Genomic DNA, 17,419 nt, shown 5'->3' with positions numbered 1-17,419 from the left:
AGCATTTTTTTCTGATTAGTCTATAATCAGCGCCCGGTGCAAAATTGCGCACGTTGCGGCAGAGCGACGCGGGTTTCAATTTGCGGTGATGCTTTACAAAGCAGCATCCATTGGAGTAAAATTCCGCACCATTTTGAAAAGGCTGGCGCTTGGCCAGCAACAAACCGAATTTTATTGAGGTGAGAGGCACATGCCGGTAATTAAAGTACGTGAAAACGAGCCATTTGACGTTGCTCTGCGTCGTTTCAAACGCTCTTGCGAAAAAGCGGGTGTTTTAGCTGAAGTTCGTCGTCGTGAGTTTTATGAAAAACCAACTACCGAACGTAAACGCGCTAAAGCTTCTGCTGTGAAACGTCACGCGAAGAAACTGGCTCGCGAAAACGCACGCCGCACTCGTCTGTATTAATTCTTCGGGGGCAACCCCACCGCGTGAATTTCTGATTTTCAAAATCGCGCAGACCGAGTAGTTGCATACGAAGGCCGTGCTTTCCGAAAGGAATGCGCGGCTTGTTCTCGTTTATAGGCTAATGAAGTAAGGGCTTATGGCTGGACGAATTCCGCGCGTATTTATCAATGACTTGCTGGCTCGCACCGACATCGTCGACCTGATCGACGCCCGCGTGAAGCTCAAGAAGCAAGGCAAGAACTACCACGCGTGCTGTCCGTTCCACCACGAAAAGACGCCTTCCTTTACCGTTAATGGCGAAAAGCAGTTTTATCACTGTTTTGGGTGTGGTGCGCACGGCAACGCCGTCGATTTTTTGATGAATTACGACCGACTCGAGTTTGTCGAAACCATCGAAGAGCTGGCGACCATGCACGGGCTGGAAGTGCCTTACGAAGCGGGCACCGGGCCAACCCAGATCGAACGCCATCAGCGCCAGAGCCTGTACCAACTGATGGAACAGCTCAGCGCGTTCTATCAACAGTCACTGCAGCAGTCCTCCGGGGCACCGGCGCGCAGCTATTTGCAGCAGCGCGGATTAAGTGACGACGTTATTCGCCATTTCGCCATCGGCTTCGCGCCGGCGGGATGGGACAACGCCCTGAAGCGTTTCGGCCGCGACGCCGACTCGCGCCGCGCATTGAACGATGCCGGCATGCTGGTGACTAACGATCAGGGGCGTTCGTACGACCGTTTCCGTGAACGGGTGATGTTCCCCATCCGCGACAAGCGCGGGCGCGTGATCGCCTTCGGCGGCCGCGTATTGGGTGACGGTATGCCGAAGTACCTGAACTCACCGGAAACCGAAGTTTTCCATAAGGGCCGCCAGCTGTACGGCCTGTATGAAGCGCAGCAGAACCACCCTACCCTCCAGCGGCTGCTGGTGGTGGAAGGGTATATGGACGTGGTGGCGTTGGCGCAATTCGGCATCGATTATGCCGTCGCCTCGCTCGGAACCTCGACGACGGCTGAACACATTCAGCTGCTGTTCCGCGCCACCGACAACGTCGTCTGCTGTTACGACGGCGACCGCGCCGGCCGCGAGGCGGCATGGCGGGCGCTGGAAACCGCGCTGCCGTACCTGAACGACGGGCGCCAGCTGCGGTTCATGTTTTTGCCCGACGGCGAAGATCCGGACACCCTGGTGCGCAAGGAAGGCAAAGAAGCCTTCGAACAGCGAATGGAGCAGGCGCAGCCGCTGTCCACGTTCCTGTTCGAAAGCCTGCTGCCGCAGGTGGATCTGAGCAGCCCGGACGGGCGCGCCAAGCTGAGCACGCTGGCGCTGCCGCTGATTACTCAGGTGCCGGGCGAAACGTTGCGCTTGTACCTGCGCCAGGAGCTCGGCAACAAGCTGGGGCTGCTGGACGACAGCCAGCTCGACAAGCTGATGCCCAAGCAGGCGGAAAATGCGAATCCTTATCAGGCGCCCCAGCTAAAACGCACAACCATGCGTATACTGATAGGGTTGCTGGTGCAAAATCCGCAGTTGGCTACACTTATCCCTTCGCTTGAAGGGTTGGAGCAGACCAAACAGGCGGGATTGCCGCTGTTCGTCGAACTGGTGCAGACCTGTTTGGCACAGCCGGGCCTGACGACCGGGCAATTGCTGGAGCTGTATCGCGACAACAAATTCAGCCAGCAGCTTGAAACCTTGGCGACATGGAACCATATGATCGTTGAGGACATGGTCGAACAGACCTTTTTGGATACGTTGGCCAGCCTGTACGACTCGGTGCTCGAGCAACGGCTGGAAACGCTGATCGCCCAGGCCAGAACGCGCGGCCTGAGCCCGGAGGAACGTGAAGAAGTCCGTTCTCTCAACCAGGTTTTAGCGAAGAAAAACTGAATACCAAACGGCTTAAGTGCCGATAATTGCGAGGGCAGAGCCCTGCACAGTGCCGCCATAGTGGGCCGCGGCGATAACGAAAACGCCCCAAATGCTATTGTTGGCGGTTTCGCCGACCGACACCAACCTAAATACTCTGAAGTGTGGATACCGTCTTATGGAGCAAAACCCGCAGTCACAGCTGAAGCTACTTGTCACCCGTGGTAAGGAGCAAGGCTATCTGACCTATGCTGAGGTCAATGACCATCTGCCGGAAGATATCGTCGACTCCGATCAGATCGAAGACATCATCCAGATGATTAACGACATGGGCATCCAGGTGATGGAAGAAGCACCGGACGCCGATGACCTGCTGCTCGCCGAAAACTCGAACAGCACGGACGAAGATGCGGAAGAAGCCGCCGCACAGGTTCTGTCCAGCGTGGAATCCGAAATCGGCCGCACCACCGACCCGGTGCGCATGTACATGCGCGAAATGGGTACCGTCGAACTGCTGACGCGCGAAGGCGAAATCGACATCGCCAAGCGCATCGAAGACGGCATTAACCAGGTGCAGTGCTCGGTTGCCGAATACCCGGAAGCCATTACCTACCTGCTTGAGCAGTACGATCGCGTCGAAGCGGGCGAAGCGCGCCTGTCCGATCTGATCACCGGCTTCGTCGATCCTAACGCGGAAGAGGACATCGCCCCAACCGCCACCCACATCGGTTCTGAACTGTCGAGCGAAGAGCAAGACGACGACGACGAAGATGAGGATGCTGAAGACGACGATACCGAAGACGACAACAGCATCGATCCTGAGCTGGCGCGTCAGAAGTTCGCCGAACTGCGCGATCAGTACGAAGCGACGCGTCTGGTAATCAAAAAGAACGGCCGCAGCCACGCCAGCGCCGCGGACGAGATCCTGAAGCTGTCTGAAGTGTTCAAGCAGTTCCGCCTGGTGCCGAAGCAGTTCGACTTCCTGGTCAACAGCATGCGCACCATGATGGACCGCGTTCGCACCCAGGAACGCATCATCATGAAGCTGTGCGTTGAACAGTGCAAAATGCCGAAGAAAAACTTCGTCACCCTGTTCGCCGGCAACGAAACCAGCGATTCCTGGTTCGAAGCCGCGCTGGCGATGGCCAAGCCATGGTCGGAAAAGCTGAAAGACGTGGCTGAAGACGTGCAGCGCAGCCTGCAGAAACTGCGTCAGATCGAAGAAGAAACCGGCCTGACCATCGAGCAGGTCAAAGACATCAACCGTCGCATGTCGATCGGTGAAGCGAAAGCCCGCCGCGCGAAGAAAGAGATGGTTGAGGCCAACCTGCGTCTGGTTATTTCTATCGCCAAGAAATACACCAACCGCGGCCTGCAGTTCCTGGATCTGATCCAGGAAGGCAACATCGGCCTGATGAAAGCGGTAGACAAGTTCGAATACCGCCGCGGCTACAAGTTCTCGACGTACGCCACCTGGTGGATCCGTCAGGCTATCACCCGCTCCATCGCCGACCAGGCGCGCACCATCCGTATTCCGGTGCATATGATTGAGACCATCAACAAGCTCAACCGTATTTCGCGCCAGATGCTGCAAGAGATGGGCCGCGAGCCGACGCCGGAAGAGCTGGCCGAGCGCATGCTGATGCCGGAAGACAAGATCCGCAAGGTACTGAAGATCGCCAAAGAGCCAATCTCGATGGAAACGCCGATCGGCGACGACGAAGATTCGCATTTGGGCGACTTCATCGAGGATACCACCCTCGAGCTGCCGCTGGACTCCGCGACCTCGGAAAGCCTGCGTTCCGCCACTCACGACGTGCTGGCCGGCCTGACCGCGCGCGAAGCGAAAGTGCTGCGCATGCGTTTCGGCATCGACATGAACACCGACCACACGCTGGAAGAGGTAGGCAAGCAGTTTGACGTTACCCGTGAGCGTATTCGTCAGATCGAAGCCAAGGCGCTGCGCAAGCTGCGCCACCCGAGCCGCTCCGAAGTGCTGCGCAGCTTCCTGGACGACTAAGTCCGGCTGCCGCACCAAAAACAAAAACCCCGGCCTGCCGGGGTTTTTTTATGCCCTGAATACGCCCCGCCGCCTCATTGCAACGCCAGGAACAGCTCGCGATAGCTGGCGGTAAGCTGCTCCAGCGTGGTGCGGTTCAATCCGCTGGGGTTAGGCAATACCCACACCTCGGTTTCCCCCAGCGTCAGCGCCTGCTTGCCCCAGGGCGCGTTTTTCACCCCGAAGGCGGTGGTGAACGCCTGCTTGCCCAAAATCGCCAGCGCGCGCGGCTGATAGTGCAGGATCTTCTCTTGCAACACCTCGCCGCCGCTGCGCAGCTCGTCGCGCGACAGCTCGCTGGCCGCCACCGTCGGGCGCGCCACCAGCGCGGTAATGCCGCAGCCGTTATCCTTCAGCTGCTGCCACTGCTCCGGCGCCAGCTGGCGCTCGGTAAAGCCGGCCTGATGGATCACCTTCCAGAAGCGATTGCTGCCGTTGGCGAAAGGGTAGCCCTGATGGGCGGAAGAAAGGCCGGGGTTGATGCCGCAAAACACCACCCGCAGGTTAGGCGCCAGAAGTTCCATGAGTGTCGTGAGTCCATTACAGGGATTTACTGCGGTTATCGCAAAATCCGCCAGCAATTACAACAGGCTAGAACTGTGCAGAAAAGCAACATACGGGCGGGTAACTGTAGACCGCCGCTTAAGGATTCCCTATAATCTCGCGGCTTGGCCCCTTAGCTCAGTGGTTAGAGCAGGCGACTCATAATCGCTTGGTCGTTGGTTCAAACCCAACAGGGGCCACCAAATTTTAGCTTTAAAATCATATAAAAAAGCCACTTTTCTCGAAGTGGCTTTTTTATTTCGTGCTCACAGTGGCGGCAAAATGGCGGCAGTATGCCGGCACTGTCAGCTATCTTTCCCCTCTTAACCAGCCTATAGCCAGACTCACCAGGAAGCCGGCAAAGAAGGTCGCGATAGCCGCAGAGATAGATTTCCACCACTCATCAAACCAGAACAAGGCAACAAATGCCGCTATAGAGAACAGGCCAATGACTATGGATTCAGCCAGGTCAGCAGTTTGCCGGCCAACAAATTTAACGAACTTCACAAGAAAGGATTTTAGCCAGCTCATGGTTAACACCTGCGCAAAACTGATTAGAAGAATTATTGATGTAGATGAGATATGGCTCTAGGAACCCCTCAACGAGAAAATACGCCATATCCAGATTCATGCCCCTTATCTTGTAAAACGTTTTGGGAAATTTCACCTGCATACGTCTGGAAGCGAGCGCGGCCTCCTCAATCATCCCTTGGAACATAACCACGTTCAGTATGGCGGTCGCGCTGTACTTGATAAACCGCTTGTAGACAAGGCCGTAGCTCGCCTTGCGTATGATGTTTGAGGCTATTTTATTGGCAATGAAAAATTGTGTCACACTACGGCCCGCGATAAACCCTTCTGCGCGGTTAATCTCACCTGCAACAGCGCTCTTACTGCCCGCATCGAGCTTTGCATAAAAATCGTTGATGACAATCATCACCAACTTCCGTATTGGCTCTTGCTTATCAACGGCGGAGCGAATCAAAGAGACAAACCGTTCAGTTTCCCTAAAATTCCGCTCCTTAAGGCTACTGCCCACAACGCCAGAACCTTCCCACGTTCTCCGCATGCTGTAACCAAGGCTTGTCGGCAACGATCCGACTCCTTCCGCAATCCCTTTCGCTATTTGCTTAGCGTCCATAACATTCCCTTAAGCAAAAAATATCCAGGTCAGAGAATAACCAAATAGCAAGCCACTTACCAATAGCCAATGTCTCAGTGTGGCCAGAAATATAACCGCCCCACCCTTCCGATTTTTCCGGTCATTCTTTATGCTGATGGATGACAAAGGGGGGATTCTCTACCAGAATACCAGCTTCACAAAAACTTAGGTGCGATCATGCCGCCATCACGCATATTGCGTATTATACAGGTTCTGTGCGCGAGCAAATTCTCATCTCAAAACAACCTGTTGTTCCTTACAGGTCACACATGCACACGCAAGTGTATATTTATTGAACAATATATAAAAGTCGCATATCCGTAGCGTAAAATTACCGTTTTTAGTATGGGATTGATAAGATAAAACGACTTAATGATGCACCGGCTGTACGCAGAAGGAGTAACTGGCAACTCTTCGTGCAGACCTCGTAGCGCTCGACCGAATAAGGTAGAAAGAGTTATTCATATTCTTTGTTGCTAATTTGTCTGCTCTCAGATGTTATTCAATGGCTGAATCATGTCAGAGAATGGAAAGGTGACAACCCACTTAAAAATATTCGCTCTTACGCACAGAGGCAGTCAACATGGATATGGATTGGTTAACTCAAGATCAGGTTGTGTTACGAACAGGAGAGTATGAAAGACACGACCGTGCTGAGCTAAAAACCGAGGTAAGAATCTGTCCCTCCACTGGCGCACGGTGGTCTGAGGCCGAGAGTCTGAGAAAAAGCCAGCTCGCGAAATACAAAATCACATACACCAACACAAAAGGCAGAAAAAACCGCACCGTTCCCATTAGCAAAGAGAAAGAGCTCTATGAGTCTCTGCCTGATGATAAAAAAGGCCGGTTGTTTGGTGATTGTTATGGGGCGTTCTGATCTCCGCTGGAAATGACAAGCATCGAGTTACCAACAGGTCAGTTGACTCACGTTTTGCGACATACGTTCGCCAGTCACTTTATGATGAATGGTGGTAATATTTTGGTATTGCAACACGTACTCGGCCATACAGATATAAAAATGACAATGCGTTATGCACATTTTGCTCCTGACCATTTAGAGGATGCGGTTAGACTAAATCCGCTACAAATGGCGGTGCACGAGCCCACTTATACGACTCCACGAGCAGAGGTTTCTTAAAAGAAGGGGAATGATAGGTAGGTGCCGTTAATACCGACGTTTCATTGCTGAAAGCAGATTGAGTATAGGTAAAATCATACACTATGACTTTGATGAATTTCTCTAACGAAGCTCGCTCTTCCTCGACTATCTCACGTATTGCGTTATGAACACGCTCACGTAAGCTCAGCGCTTTTGCAGCCTCTTCGCCTTTATCATTTGGCGAAGCTATAGCTCCATTTCTCAGGGCTCTTGCTTTTGCGTTACGCAGCATCTGCAAGGTGGCATCCGGTAGTTTAGAAGCATCAGAGCTATCTAATACCTGAACAGCCATATCGTACAACTGCTGAGGAGGCAGTGCTTCAAAGTTCATATCATCCATCTGCTTGAATCCCTTCTATCCGCTACCCTGTTTGCACAAAATGCTGCTCCATCTGCTGCAAACTATCAGGAGGAATGGCAGACTTCCTCCATGATTAAAAAGGCGTTAAATTACTGTAATGTAATGAAATAGATGATTTTTTTTACGCATAAAATCTCCAACGTAAAAGTGATTTTGACAGTTCCGACTCAGTTTGAGTGTTTTGTAATCAGTGCCTTAAGCGCCTCCTTAAGGTAAAGGAACAATGACCGACTGCCGAGTGAGTCACTGTCGCTACCAAAGAAAAGTTGATACAACCTGAACAACCAATAGAAAAAACGCATATATTTTGTGCATTTTTCTATCTTGTCTACATTCTGGACAGGTTTGTTACAAGCCTTCTTACGGGATTTGCCTTTACCGTTATTATTTGTGTTGCGGTGAGATGTACGCTTCGATTTCATATCCGATTCTCCTGGACATGAAAGAAGCTACCTTTACGCCATCTTCAAGGCCGGGTTAGCGTTCAGAACAAGATACGGCCATTGATTAAATGGGGGTTAAATCTCATCAAATCAATCGACTGAACATAAAAATATGAACAAACTATTAATGGCGATAAAGTGGCGATAGAAACGGCTAAAAATGGCAAACCGATGGTTAACAGTGGCAAGCTATGTCAATGATAATTATAATAAATCATTGATTTTATGTCATTTGGGTAGGAACTCATAATCGCTTGGTCGTTGGTTCAAACCCAACAGGGGCCACCAAATTTTAGCTTTAAAATCATATAAAAAAGCCACTTTTCTCGAAGTGGCTTTTTTTATTTCTTGTTCACAGTGGCGGTACGAGTCTACCCACTGCCCTCAAGTGGCAGGTATTTAAACAGTCCGTCGTTACTGTGCCGCCCACACAATGACTCGTCGTGCCATTATCGCCAAATTCGTCTCCATAGCGCCTATGCTGCCGGTAAAGATTTAATATAATCTTCAAAACGTTTACCTCTTTCCTGTCGAAAACGTTCGCCGGTGTCCGTCAACGATAGAATGCCATCAACGCGCAGATTGCGGAAATCGGCTTTGGTCTCGCACCATATGGTCAGCAGCCATACGGCGTCAAACATCGTCAATCCTAATGGCCTGATATTTCTTCGGCTTTCATTACCTTTAAGGTCGCGATAGCGGACGGCCAACCGCTTTCTGCCTCGAATAGCCACGCGCAATGGCTCCAGATACCTGTCGGCCAGTTCATACTCCAGAGTCCTGCGCGAGACGGCGCGCAATGGCATATCCTCGTAACGTTTCTTCGCATCGTCATCCAACATGGCACCTATTTTGGCTGAAACGCGACGTGCCGCTTCACCCAGCTGCGCATCACCACGAGCCGCAATCAGACGAGTGCCCAGTATTATGGCCTCCAGTTCGTTAGCGTCAAAATGCAGCGGCGGCAAGAAATACCCCTTTTCCAGCTGGTACCCCAATCCAGACTCGCCGCGGATCGGAGCACCCATCGCCTGCAACGTGCTCATATCTCGATAGATGGTTCGCACCGAAACATCCAGCGTCTGGGCCAGAAACTCCGCCGAAACCGGGCGTTGTCTGCCGCGCAGTTGCTCGAGTATTGAAAATAACCTGACGGTTCTCACTGAATGCCTCCGACACCCCTGACAAAAATTGGCAGGGTCGCGGCCTATGATAGTCACTCACCCATTACTGGAAAAATTACCATGACATCCCCTAATCACATAACAGCATATTCCCCCGCCAGTGCCGGCCATGGCGTCGAACTGGGCCGCTTCAGGCTAAGAAAAGGCGTTACCGAAGAGAAGATGTACGCGGCCTATTGCCAAATGGTGCAACATCATCTGTCTGCGCAACCTGGTTGGCTACATCAGTATTTACTTAAACTGGACGGAGACGTTTTCGTCGATGTGGCCATTGCAGAAAACTATGCACAGTCGCAGGCCATCTGTACCAGTTGGCATGGCCAATCACATTGCGAAAGCTTCCTTAGCCTTATCGAGCCGGAGAGCATGCACTTTGGAACGTTAATGTGCGTTCCACTCGTTATTCGATAAGCACACCGGTCTCCGGCGGCCTCATGAACACGACGATCATTATCATAAGTGAGAGAAATGGCGAGATAGCGATGGAGAGATTGAGCTTGCGCGCCGAGACCTGCTACGCTCGCGGGTAACAAAAATCACCGCTAAGGCCCCCGCATGATCGTCATCTGCGACCACGACAACCTCGACGCCTGGCTGGCGCTGCGCACCGCGCTGTGGCCCTCCAGCTCGCCTGAAGATCACCGCGCGGAAATGCGCGAGATACTGGCTTCGCCGCACCACACCGCGTTTATGGCGCGGGGGCTGGACGGCGCTTTCGTTGGCTTTGCCGAGGTGGCGCTGCGCTACGATTACGTCAACGGCTGCGAATCGTCACCGGTGGCGTTTTTGGAAGGGATTTATACCGTCGAGCGCGCGCGCCGCCAGGGCTGGGCCGCGCGCTTAATCGCACAGGTGCAGGAGTGGGCGAAGCAGCAGGGGTGCAGCGAGCTGGCGTCGGATACCGACATCGCCAATCTGGACTCCCAGCGCCTGCATGCGGCGCTGGGCTTTGCCGAAACGGAGCGGGTGGTGTTTTACCGCAAAACGCTGGACTGATCAGGCGGTCTTGCTTTGCCGCTGATGCGCCAGTTGCTCGGCGCGCAGCAGGAGCTCCTGCAGGTCGTCCTCGTCAATATCGAACAGATCCCCCTCCATCAGCGCCTCGTGCAGATCGGCGCGGGTGATGGCAACGGCATCGATCGGCAGATTGGCCGGTTTGGCCTCCGCCGGCGCCAGCGCGTGCGGGTAGCGTCGCCCGGCCAGGTTATTGAACAGAATGGCCAGCGCCGCCAACAGCACCGAGTTTAGCAGCACCGGGTACAGCACGAAGTGGTAGCCCATCTGGTGAATGCCGGGGCCGCCGAGGATGGCGGTTAGCGCCACCGCGCCACCCGGGGGATGCAGGCAGCGCAGCTTGAACATCAGGCCAATGGCCACCGCCGCCGCTATGCCGCAGGCCAGGCCCGGATCGGGGATCAGCAGACCGGCGCTGACACCCACCGTCGCCGCCAGCGCATTGCCGCCGACGATCGACCAGGGCTGCGCCAGCGGGCTGTTAGGCACGCCGAACAGCAGCACCGCCGAGGCGCCCATCGGCGCGATAAACCACAGGTTCACCTCGCCCAAAATAAAGTGGCTGATCCAGCCGGCGAGCATCAGCCCCAAACCGGCGCCGACGCTGGAAATCAGCATCTCTCGCTTGCCCACCGCCAGCGGGTGCGGCCACAGGCGTGCGCATCCCACTTTTACTCGTTCTATCCACTGCGTCTTCATGTTACCCAATACGGCTCGATTCACGTGTTGGCAACAAATATATCACATCATCCTGAGGGAGCTCACGGCCCCGGAAACCGCGCCGCCCAAGAACTTTTAGCTAACAGATTGATTTTTAGCCTCCCCTCGACAATGATGAATGTTCCCCCCTTAACCCCGAGGAACCACCGATGTCTCAACCGATCACCGAGCTTTATACCGACAGTGAATTTTTCAGCCCGTACGCCATGTCCGCCTTTGTCGTGCTGACGGAAAAAGGCATTCCGTTCACCGTGAAACCGGTGGATCTGGCGAAAGAAGAGAACAAAGAGGCGGCCTACGCGGCGCTGTCGCTCACCCGCCGGGTGCCGACGCTGGCGATCGGCGAGTTTCAGCTCTCAGAGTCTTCGGCGATCGCCGAATACCTGGAAGACATCCACCCGGCCCACGCCGTGTACCCGCGCGACGTGAAGCTGCGCGCCAAGGCGCGCGAGATCCAGGCCTGGCTACGCAGCGATCTGCTATCGATCCGCGCCGAGCGCTCGACCGAGGTGGTATTCAACAACGGCAAGTTCCCGCCGCTGTCCGAAGCCGCGCAGGAGGCCGCGCGCAAGCTGATCGCCGCCGTGGAAAAGCTGCTGAGCCACGGGCAGGACAATCTGTTCAGGGAGTGGTGCATCGCCGACACCGATCTGGCGCTGATGCTCAACCGGCTGGTGATGCACGGCGATCCGGTGCCGGAGCGCGTGCGCCACTATGCGCACAAGCAGTGGCAACGCCTGTCGGTGCAGGCCTGGCTGGCGTTGTCGGCAAAGCGGCGAGCCTGAGAAAAAAATCGGCGGCCACGACGCCGCCGTTCTCAATGCCGAGAAACAACATCACTGCTTGAGGGAAGGCAAATCACCATCCAGAGGGCAGATAGCCTAACAATGAAGCGATGGCGTACACCGCGCTGGCCAGGTACAGCAACACAATGCTGATCTGCAGCAGCGGGTGCGTGATCCAGTTGCACTGCCAGCGCGGGGTCTGGTCGCCATGTTTGCGCGCGCCGCGCAGGATCAGCATCGGCATGATCGACAGGATCACTCCGCTGAACACCCCGGCGAAGTAGAGCGCGTTGACGAACGACACCAGCCCGCTGTAGGCCAGCACGAACGGCGGCACCACCACCAGCAGCAGCACGCCGAAGCGGCGCAGCGGCAGCTCGTCGTTGCCCAGCCGGAACTTGTCGAAAATATTGGTCAGGAAGCTGCCGCCCAATCCCCAGTACGAGGTCAGCATCGCGCACAGCGCGAAGATGTTGGCGGAGAAGAACGCCCACTGCCCCAGCGCCTGGCCCCAGGAGATGGTAGCCACGTCAGAGATGTCATCCAGCCCGCTGAGCGCGATCACCGACATCGGCACCGCCGCCAGCAAAATGAAGGTCACCACCATACCGACGATGATCGCCTTCGGCAGTTGCTCAGGCTTGTCGGCAAAGCCGCGCGCCATTTCCGGCACGATGTACTGCGCCGAGAAGCAGAACACCACCACGTTGAACACCGGCACCATATAGCGCCAGTCACCGTCCAGCAGGTTGCGCATCTGGGTGGTGTCTTTCAGCATCGTTGCCGCCACTAACGCGGTCAGCATCACCACCATGCCGATGCTGATGAACTTCTCGCCGCGGCCGATCGCTTTCAGACCGAGGTACAGCACGCCGGCGGCGGGCACGAAGAACAGCAGGCTGCCCAGCGCCGGCGAGATGCCAAACAGCGATTGCAGCAGCTTGCCGCTGCCTGTCATGTAGGCGGTAAGCGCCCCGACGCTGTTGACGCACACCGAAGCGAACATCAGCCAGGCGCCCAGGCCGCCGACGTAGCGCTTCGCCAACCCGCTCAGCTGCAGATGCGCGCGGGTGCGCAGCGTGGATTCAGCGACGTACAGCATAGTGATGGTGGTCAGGCTCCCCACCAGCACCAGCCAGAACAGCAGCGGCAGGAAACCGGCCTTGCTGGAAGCGTAGGCGATGGAGAGCACCCCGGCGCCGATGTTGGTGCCGACGATCATCGCCACCCCTTCGAGGAAACTTAACGATTTGGCGGGTGCAGGTGCTCGCACCCCGGCGCCAAGCGCCGGAGAAACAGAGATATTATCAGACATGCATCATCCTTTATCGCCCGGCGACGCTGGCCGCCGGGATGGGTTAACGTCCTGACGCTCAACAGCTCACATCGATACACAGGTATTTCAGCTCCAGATATTCTTCTATCCCGTAGCGCGATCCTTCACGCCCGAGCCCTGACTGTTTCACGCCGCCGAACGGCGCCACTTCGTTGGAAATCAACCCGGTGTTAATGCCGACCATGCCGTACTCCAGCGCTTCCGGCACGCGCCACTGGCGCGCGGCGTTCTGCGTGAACAGGTAGGCGGCCAGGCCGAATTCGGTGTCGTTGGCCATGGCGATGGCTTCCGCCTCGTCATGGAAACGGAACAGCGGCGCCACCGGCCCGAAGGTCTCTTCTTTGGCGAAGCGCATCTTCTGCGTTACGCCGGTCACCACCGTCGGCTGGAAGAAGGTGCCGCCCAGCGCGTGCGGCTGGCCGCCGGTGGCGATCTGCGCCCCTTTGATCAGCGCGTCGTCGATATGGCTCTGCACCTTCGCCACCGCATCGCTGTCGATCAGCGGCCCCTGGGTGGTGCCTTCCTGGCTGCCGTCGCCGACTTTCAGCTGCTCGACCGCCGCCACCAGTTTTTCCACCAGCCGCTCGTAGATGCCGTCCTGCACGTAGATGCGGTTGGCGCAGACGCAGGTCTGGCCGCTGTTGCGGAACTTGGAGGCCATGATGCCCGCCACCGCCGCGTCCAGATTGGCGTCGTCGAACACGATGACCGGCGCGTTACCACCCAGCTCCAGCGACAGTTTCTTGATGCTCGGCGCGCACTGCGCCATCAGGATGCGGCCGACCTCGGTCGAACCGGTAAAGCTCAGCTTGCGCACCACCGGGCTGTCGCACAGCACCTTGCCCACCTGCGCCGCTTCCCCGGTCACCACCTGCAAAACGCCGGCGGGAATGCCGGCGTCCTGCGCCAGCTTAGCCAGCGCCAGCGCGGTCAACGGCGTTTGCTCAGCCGGTTTGACGATGATGGCGCAACCGGCCGCCAGCGCCGGCGCCACCTTGCGGGTGATCATCGCCGCCGGGAAATTCCACGGGGTGATGGCCGCGCACACACCGATCGGCTGCTTCACCACCACCAGGCGCTGCGAAGCCTGCGGCGCCTGCAATACCGCGCCGTCCACCCGCTTGGCCTCTTCGGCGAACCAGGTGATGAACGACGCGGCGTACGCCACTTCGCCGCGCGCTTCCGCCAGCGATTTGCCCTGCTCGGCGGTCATCAGCTGCGCCAGATCTTCCTGCGCGGCCAGCACCTTGTCGGCCCAGGCCAACAGCAGTGCGGAACGCTGCTTAGCGGTCAGCTGTTTCCACTCGTTTTGCGCCCGCTGCGCCGCCGCGATCGCTTGCTGGGTTTCCTCTTCGCTGACCAGCGGAATGCTGGCCAGTTCGGCGCCGGTGGCCGGGTTGATCACCGCTTCGCGCTTGCCGCTCAGGGCATCGCACCATTCGCCGTTGATCAGACACTGGCTGCGCAGCAGCTCAGGATTGTTCAATTTCATGCCGTTCGCTCCTTAGTGGGCCAGCGCGCGAGACAGGATGCCCATCGCCTTGGTGAACTGATCGTCCGGGATGGTCAGCGGGTACAGGAAGCGAATCACGTTGCCGTTCACGCCGCAGCTCAGCAGCAGCAGCCCTTCTTCCATCGCCTTCTGCTGCACCTGACGGGTGATCTCCGCCGAAGGTTTGCCGGTGGCCGGATCGTTGAACTCCACCGCCACCATCGAGCCTTGCGCGCGCACATCGGCGATCGCCGGGCTGGTTTTGCGCGCCTGCTGCAACACTTCCACCAGGTGCTGCCCCAAACGCTGGGCGCGCTGGCACAGCTGCTCTTCGTCGATCACGTCCAGCACCGCATGCGCCGCGGCCACCGCCAGCGGGTTACCGGCATAGGTACCGCCCAGCCCACCCGGCGCCGGCGCGTCCATCACCTCGGCGCGGCCCGCCACCGCCGACAGCGGCATGCCGCCCGCCAGGCTTTTCGCCATGGTGATCAGATCCGGTTTAACGCTGTAGTGCTCCATGGCGAACAGCTTGCCGGTACGGGCGAAGCCGGTCTGTACTTCGTCAGCGATCAGCAGGATGCCGTGCTGATCGCACAGCGCGCGCAGCGCCTGCATGAATTCGGCCGGCGCCACGTTGAAGCCGCCTTCGCCCTGCACCGGCTCCAGCACAATGGCCGCCACCTGCTTGGGATCGATATCCGCTTTAAACAGGCGATCCAGGCTGTTCATCGCGTCTTCGGTGGTCACGCCGTACAGCGCATTCGGGTACTGGCCGTGGAACACCGAGCCGGGGAATGGGCCAAAGCCCAGTTTGTAAGGCGCCACTTTGCCGGTCAGCGCCATGGTCATATAGGTGCGGCCGTGAAAACCGCCGCCGAAGGTGATCAACCCCGGGCGGCCGGTGTAAGCGCGGGCGATCTTCACCGCGTTTTCCACCGCTTCCGCGCCGGTGGTGAAGAAGGCGGTTTTACACGGGCCGGCGATCGGCGCGCGCTGATTGATGCGCTCCGCCAACGAGACATAGCTTTCGTAAGGAACGATCTGATAGGCGGTGTGGGTGAAGGCCTGCAGCTGCTTTTCAATCGCGGCGATCACCTTCGGGTGGCGATGGCCGGTGTTCAGCACGGCGATCCCCGAGGCGAAATCGATCACTTCTCTGCCTTCCACATCCCACAACGTGGCGTTCTCTGCGCGCTCGGCGTAAAAACCACACATCACGCCCACTCCGCGCGGGGTGGCGTCCTGACGGCGTTGGTTCAATTCTGCGTTTTTCATGCTGTTTTCTCCGGTCGGTGCCAGTTACACGTTTCGTTCACATTCGTGAAACAATGCCGTTTATTTACACAGGATGTGGCCCTATAATCGAGTGCCAGTTACGAATAATTGAGGGATCCAATTGCGCTCATTGAGTGGTGATCTGTTGCTGCAGCGCCTCGGCGAGCAGCCCGATGACAAGCTGCACAAGCGGCTTTACAACGCGATCCGCACCAGCATTCTCGACGGCAGCCTGCCACCCTCCAGCCGCCTGCCCGCCTCGCGCGATCTGGCGCAGGAACTCAGCCTGTCCCGCAACACCGTGTTAACCGTTTATGAACAACTATTGGCGGAAGGTTACGTGTCGGCGCGCGCCGGCAGCGGCACCTTCGTCGCCGACACGGTGCCGGACAGCTGCCTCTCCACCGGTGGCGCCCCGGCGGACGGCAGCGGGCAACCGCGCCGCGTCGAACTGTCGGAGCGCGGCGCCACGCTGCTGCACCACGCCAGCGCCAGCCCCAAACAGTGGGGGGCATTCATTCCCGGCGTGCCCGACGTCAACGCCTTCCCCCATCAGCTGTTCAGCAAGATCCAGGCGCGCCTCAGCCGCCGCCCGGCGCCGCAGCGGCTGACCTACAGCAATCAGGGCGGTAGCCCGGAGCTGCAGCATGCGCTGGTGGAGTATTTACGGGTGGCGCGCTCGGTGCGCTGTTCGCCGGAACAGATCCTGATCACCGAGGGCATCCATCAGGCGATCGATCTGGTGACGCGCATGCTGTGCAATCCGGGGGATGACGCCTGGATCGAAGAGCCGGGCTATTGGGGGATCCGCAATATCCTGCGCATCAATGCGCTGAACATCTGCCCGCTGGCGGTGGACGAAGCCGGGCTGGTGCCGCCGGAGCAGCCGACCAACCCACCGCGGCTGATCTTCGTGACCCCGTCGCACCAGTATCCGCTCGGCTCGGTGATGAGCCTGGCGCGCCGCCAACGGCTGCTGGCGCTGGCGCGCAACGCCGGCGGCTGGATCGTCGAGGACGACTACGACAGCGAATTCCGCTTTTCCGGCCAACCGATCCCGGCGCTGCAAGGGCTGGAGGCCGACGCGCCGGTGATTTACATCGGCACCTTCAGCAAAACGCTCTACCCGGCGCTGCGCCTCGGCTATGTGGTGTTGCCGCCGCCGCTGGTGCAAGCGCTGAAAACCGCCCACGCCGAGCTGTACCGCGGCGGGCACCTGCTGATCCAGAGCGCGCTGGCGGAGTTTATTCAGGCGGGGCACTACACCGCACATATCCGCCGCATGCGGTTGCTGTACGCCCGGCGGCGCGCCTTCCTGACCGGATTGATCGAACAGCACCTCGGCAAACAGGCGCTCAGCGAATTCAACAGCAACGCCGGATTGCACCTGATCCTCAACCTGCAGGACGAGGCCGACGACGTGGCGATCGCCGCCGCCGCCGGCGCGCAGGGGGTGCTGGTGCGGCCGCTGTCGCGCTACTACATGCTACCCAACCGCCGGCGCGGCCTGTTGATGGGGTTTGCCTGCGTACCGGAAGAGCAGATGGCCGCGGCCTTCACCCAGCTGCTGGCGTGCATTAACGCGCCCGAGATGAAAAAGGCGGCCCCCTAGG

General features: G+C 57.6%; 16 protein-coding genes, 1 tRNA gene and 1 pseudogene. 9 read left to right on the top strand and 9 right to left on the bottom strand.

Annotated features, from left to right (window positions below):
* Positions 1-190: 190 nt before the first annotated feature.
* The 3 genes from rpsU to rpoD all read left to right on the top strand — a co-directional run bounded on the left by rpsU (position 191) and on the right by rpoD (position 4,290).
* Positions 191-406: a 30S ribosomal protein S21 gene (gene rpsU / locus ACJ8HT_RS15450; RefSeq protein ID WP_001144069.1), complete on the top strand. Its 216-nt coding sequence runs from the start codon at positions 191-193 to the stop codon at positions 404-406.
* A 136-nt stretch (positions 407-542) separates the two neighbouring features.
* A complete protein-coding gene (dnaG, locus tag ACJ8HT_RS15445) occupies positions 543-2,291 on the top strand; it encodes a DNA primase (protein ID WP_025304325.1) in 1,749 nt (582 codons plus the stop codon).
* A gap of 157 nt (positions 2,292-2,448) precedes the next feature.
* Positions 2,449-4,290: an RNA polymerase sigma factor RpoD gene (gene rpoD, locus ACJ8HT_RS15440; protein WP_038879518.1), complete on the top strand. Its 1,842-nt coding sequence runs from the start codon at positions 2,449-2,451 to the stop codon at positions 4,288-4,290.
* 74 nt (positions 4,291-4,364) lie between these two features.
* Here rpoD and mug read toward each other — a convergent pair whose 3' ends face one another.
* A complete protein-coding gene (mug, locus tag ACJ8HT_RS15435; protein ID WP_197653020.1) occupies positions 4,365-4,853 on the bottom strand; it encodes a G/U mismatch-specific DNA glycosylase in 489 nt (162 codons plus the stop codon).
* A 146-nt stretch (positions 4,854-4,999) separates the two neighbouring features.
* Here mug and ACJ8HT_RS15430 point away from each other — a divergent pair.
* A tRNA-Ile gene (locus ACJ8HT_RS15430) sits at positions 5,000-5,075 on the top strand.
* Positions 5,076-5,181: 106 nt separating this feature from the next.
* On the opposite strand, the gene ACJ8HT_RS15425 is transcribed toward ACJ8HT_RS15430, so the two are convergent.
* Together ACJ8HT_RS15425 and ACJ8HT_RS15420 are read right to left on the bottom strand one after the other, a co-directional pair.
* Positions 5,182-5,403 carry a hypothetical protein gene (locus tag ACJ8HT_RS15425; protein ID WP_197653021.1) on the bottom strand — a complete coding sequence of 74 codons (222 nt, stop codon included), beginning with the start codon at positions 5,401-5,403 and terminating at the stop codon, positions 5,182-5,184.
* Positions 5,366-6,013 carry a hypothetical protein gene (locus tag ACJ8HT_RS15420; RefSeq protein ID WP_197653022.1) on the bottom strand — a complete coding sequence of 216 codons (648 nt, stop codon included), beginning with the start codon at positions 6,011-6,013 and terminating at the stop codon, positions 5,366-5,368. The genes ACJ8HT_RS15425 and ACJ8HT_RS15420 overlap by 38 nt, the downstream gene beginning before the upstream one ends.
* Positions 6,014-6,543: 530 nt before the next feature.
* Here ACJ8HT_RS15420 and ACJ8HT_RS15415 point away from each other — a divergent pair.
* A pseudogene (locus ACJ8HT_RS15415) lies at positions 6,544-7,172 on the top strand (tyrosine-type recombinase/integrase); the annotation flags it as partial.
* Here the strand turns inward: ACJ8HT_RS15415 and ACJ8HT_RS15410 are convergent.
* Complete coding sequence (locus ACJ8HT_RS15410) at positions 7,102-7,533, bottom strand: hypothetical protein (protein ID WP_197653023.1); 432 nt, start codon at positions 7,531-7,533, stop codon at positions 7,102-7,104. The pseudogene ACJ8HT_RS15415 and the gene ACJ8HT_RS15410 overlap by 71 nt on opposite strands.
* Positions 7,534-8,473: 940 nt before the next feature.
* Positions 8,474-9,160 (bottom strand): helix-turn-helix transcriptional regulator, encoded by a 687-nt coding sequence (locus ACJ8HT_RS15405; protein WP_126180413.1) that lies wholly within the window; start codon positions 9,158-9,160, stop codon positions 8,474-8,476.
* Positions 9,161-9,241: 81 nt separating this feature from the next.
* Here ACJ8HT_RS15405 and ACJ8HT_RS15400 point away from each other — a divergent pair, with 81 nt between their 5' ends.
* A complete protein-coding gene (locus tag ACJ8HT_RS15400; protein ID WP_197653024.1) occupies positions 9,242-9,592 on the top strand; it encodes a hypothetical protein in 351 nt (116 codons plus the stop codon).
* A gap of 144 nt (positions 9,593-9,736) precedes the next feature.
* The gene (aac(6'), locus tag ACJ8HT_RS15395; protein ID WP_197653025.1) at positions 9,737-10,177 is read left to right on the top strand and encodes an aminoglycoside 6'-N-acetyltransferase; all 441 of its coding nucleotides are present in this window, start codon (positions 9,737-9,739) and stop codon (positions 10,175-10,177) included.
* On the opposite strand, the gene ACJ8HT_RS15390 is transcribed toward aac(6'), so the two are convergent.
* Entirely contained in the window at positions 10,178-10,894 is a 717-nt protein-coding gene (locus tag ACJ8HT_RS15390; RefSeq protein ID WP_194571759.1) for an HPP family protein, read from the bottom strand.
* A gap of 170 nt (positions 10,895-11,064) precedes the next feature.
* Between ACJ8HT_RS15390 and yfcF the strand changes: the two genes are divergently transcribed.
* Positions 11,065-11,700, top strand: coding sequence for a glutathione transferase (gene yfcF / locus ACJ8HT_RS15385; RefSeq protein WP_197653026.1), 636 nt, complete (start codon positions 11,065-11,067; stop codon positions 11,698-11,700).
* 73 nt (positions 11,701-11,773) lie between these two features.
* Here yfcF and ACJ8HT_RS15380 read toward each other — a convergent pair whose 3' ends face one another.
* Genes ACJ8HT_RS15380 through ACJ8HT_RS15370 form a run of 3 tightly spaced genes read right to left on the bottom strand, consistent with a single transcriptional unit; the run spans position 11,774 to position 15,806 of the window.
* On the bottom strand, positions 11,774-13,015 hold the full coding sequence (locus ACJ8HT_RS15380; RefSeq protein WP_197653027.1) for an aromatic amino acid transport family protein: 1,242 nt from the start codon (positions 13,013-13,015) through the stop codon (positions 11,774-11,776).
* Between the two features lie 58 nt (positions 13,016-13,073).
* Positions 13,074-14,528 (bottom strand): NAD-dependent succinate-semialdehyde dehydrogenase, encoded by a 1,455-nt coding sequence (locus ACJ8HT_RS15375; RefSeq protein ID WP_060451958.1) that lies wholly within the window; start codon positions 14,526-14,528, stop codon positions 13,074-13,076.
* A gap of 12 nt (positions 14,529-14,540) precedes the next feature.
* Entirely contained in the window at positions 14,541-15,806 is a 1,266-nt protein-coding gene (locus tag ACJ8HT_RS15370; RefSeq protein ID WP_197653028.1) for a 4-aminobutyrate--2-oxoglutarate transaminase, read from the bottom strand.
* A 121-nt stretch (positions 15,807-15,927) separates the two neighbouring features.
* Here ACJ8HT_RS15370 and pdxR point away from each other — a divergent pair, with 121 nt between their 5' ends.
* Positions 15,928-17,418 carry a MocR-like pyridoxine biosynthesis transcription factor PdxR gene (gene pdxR / locus ACJ8HT_RS15365; protein WP_197653029.1) on the top strand — a complete coding sequence of 497 codons (1,491 nt, stop codon included), beginning with the start codon at positions 15,928-15,930 and terminating at the stop codon, positions 17,416-17,418.
* Position 17,419 lies beyond the last annotated feature (1 nt).

The organism is Serratia sp. CY44782, from assembly GCF_052168715.1.
Lineage (GTDB): Bacteria > Pseudomonadota > Gammaproteobacteria > Enterobacterales > Enterobacteriaceae > Serratia > Serratia nevei.
The sequence above is the reverse complement of the archived record's forward strand: the minus strand, read 5'-3'. Positions and strand labels throughout refer to the sequence as shown.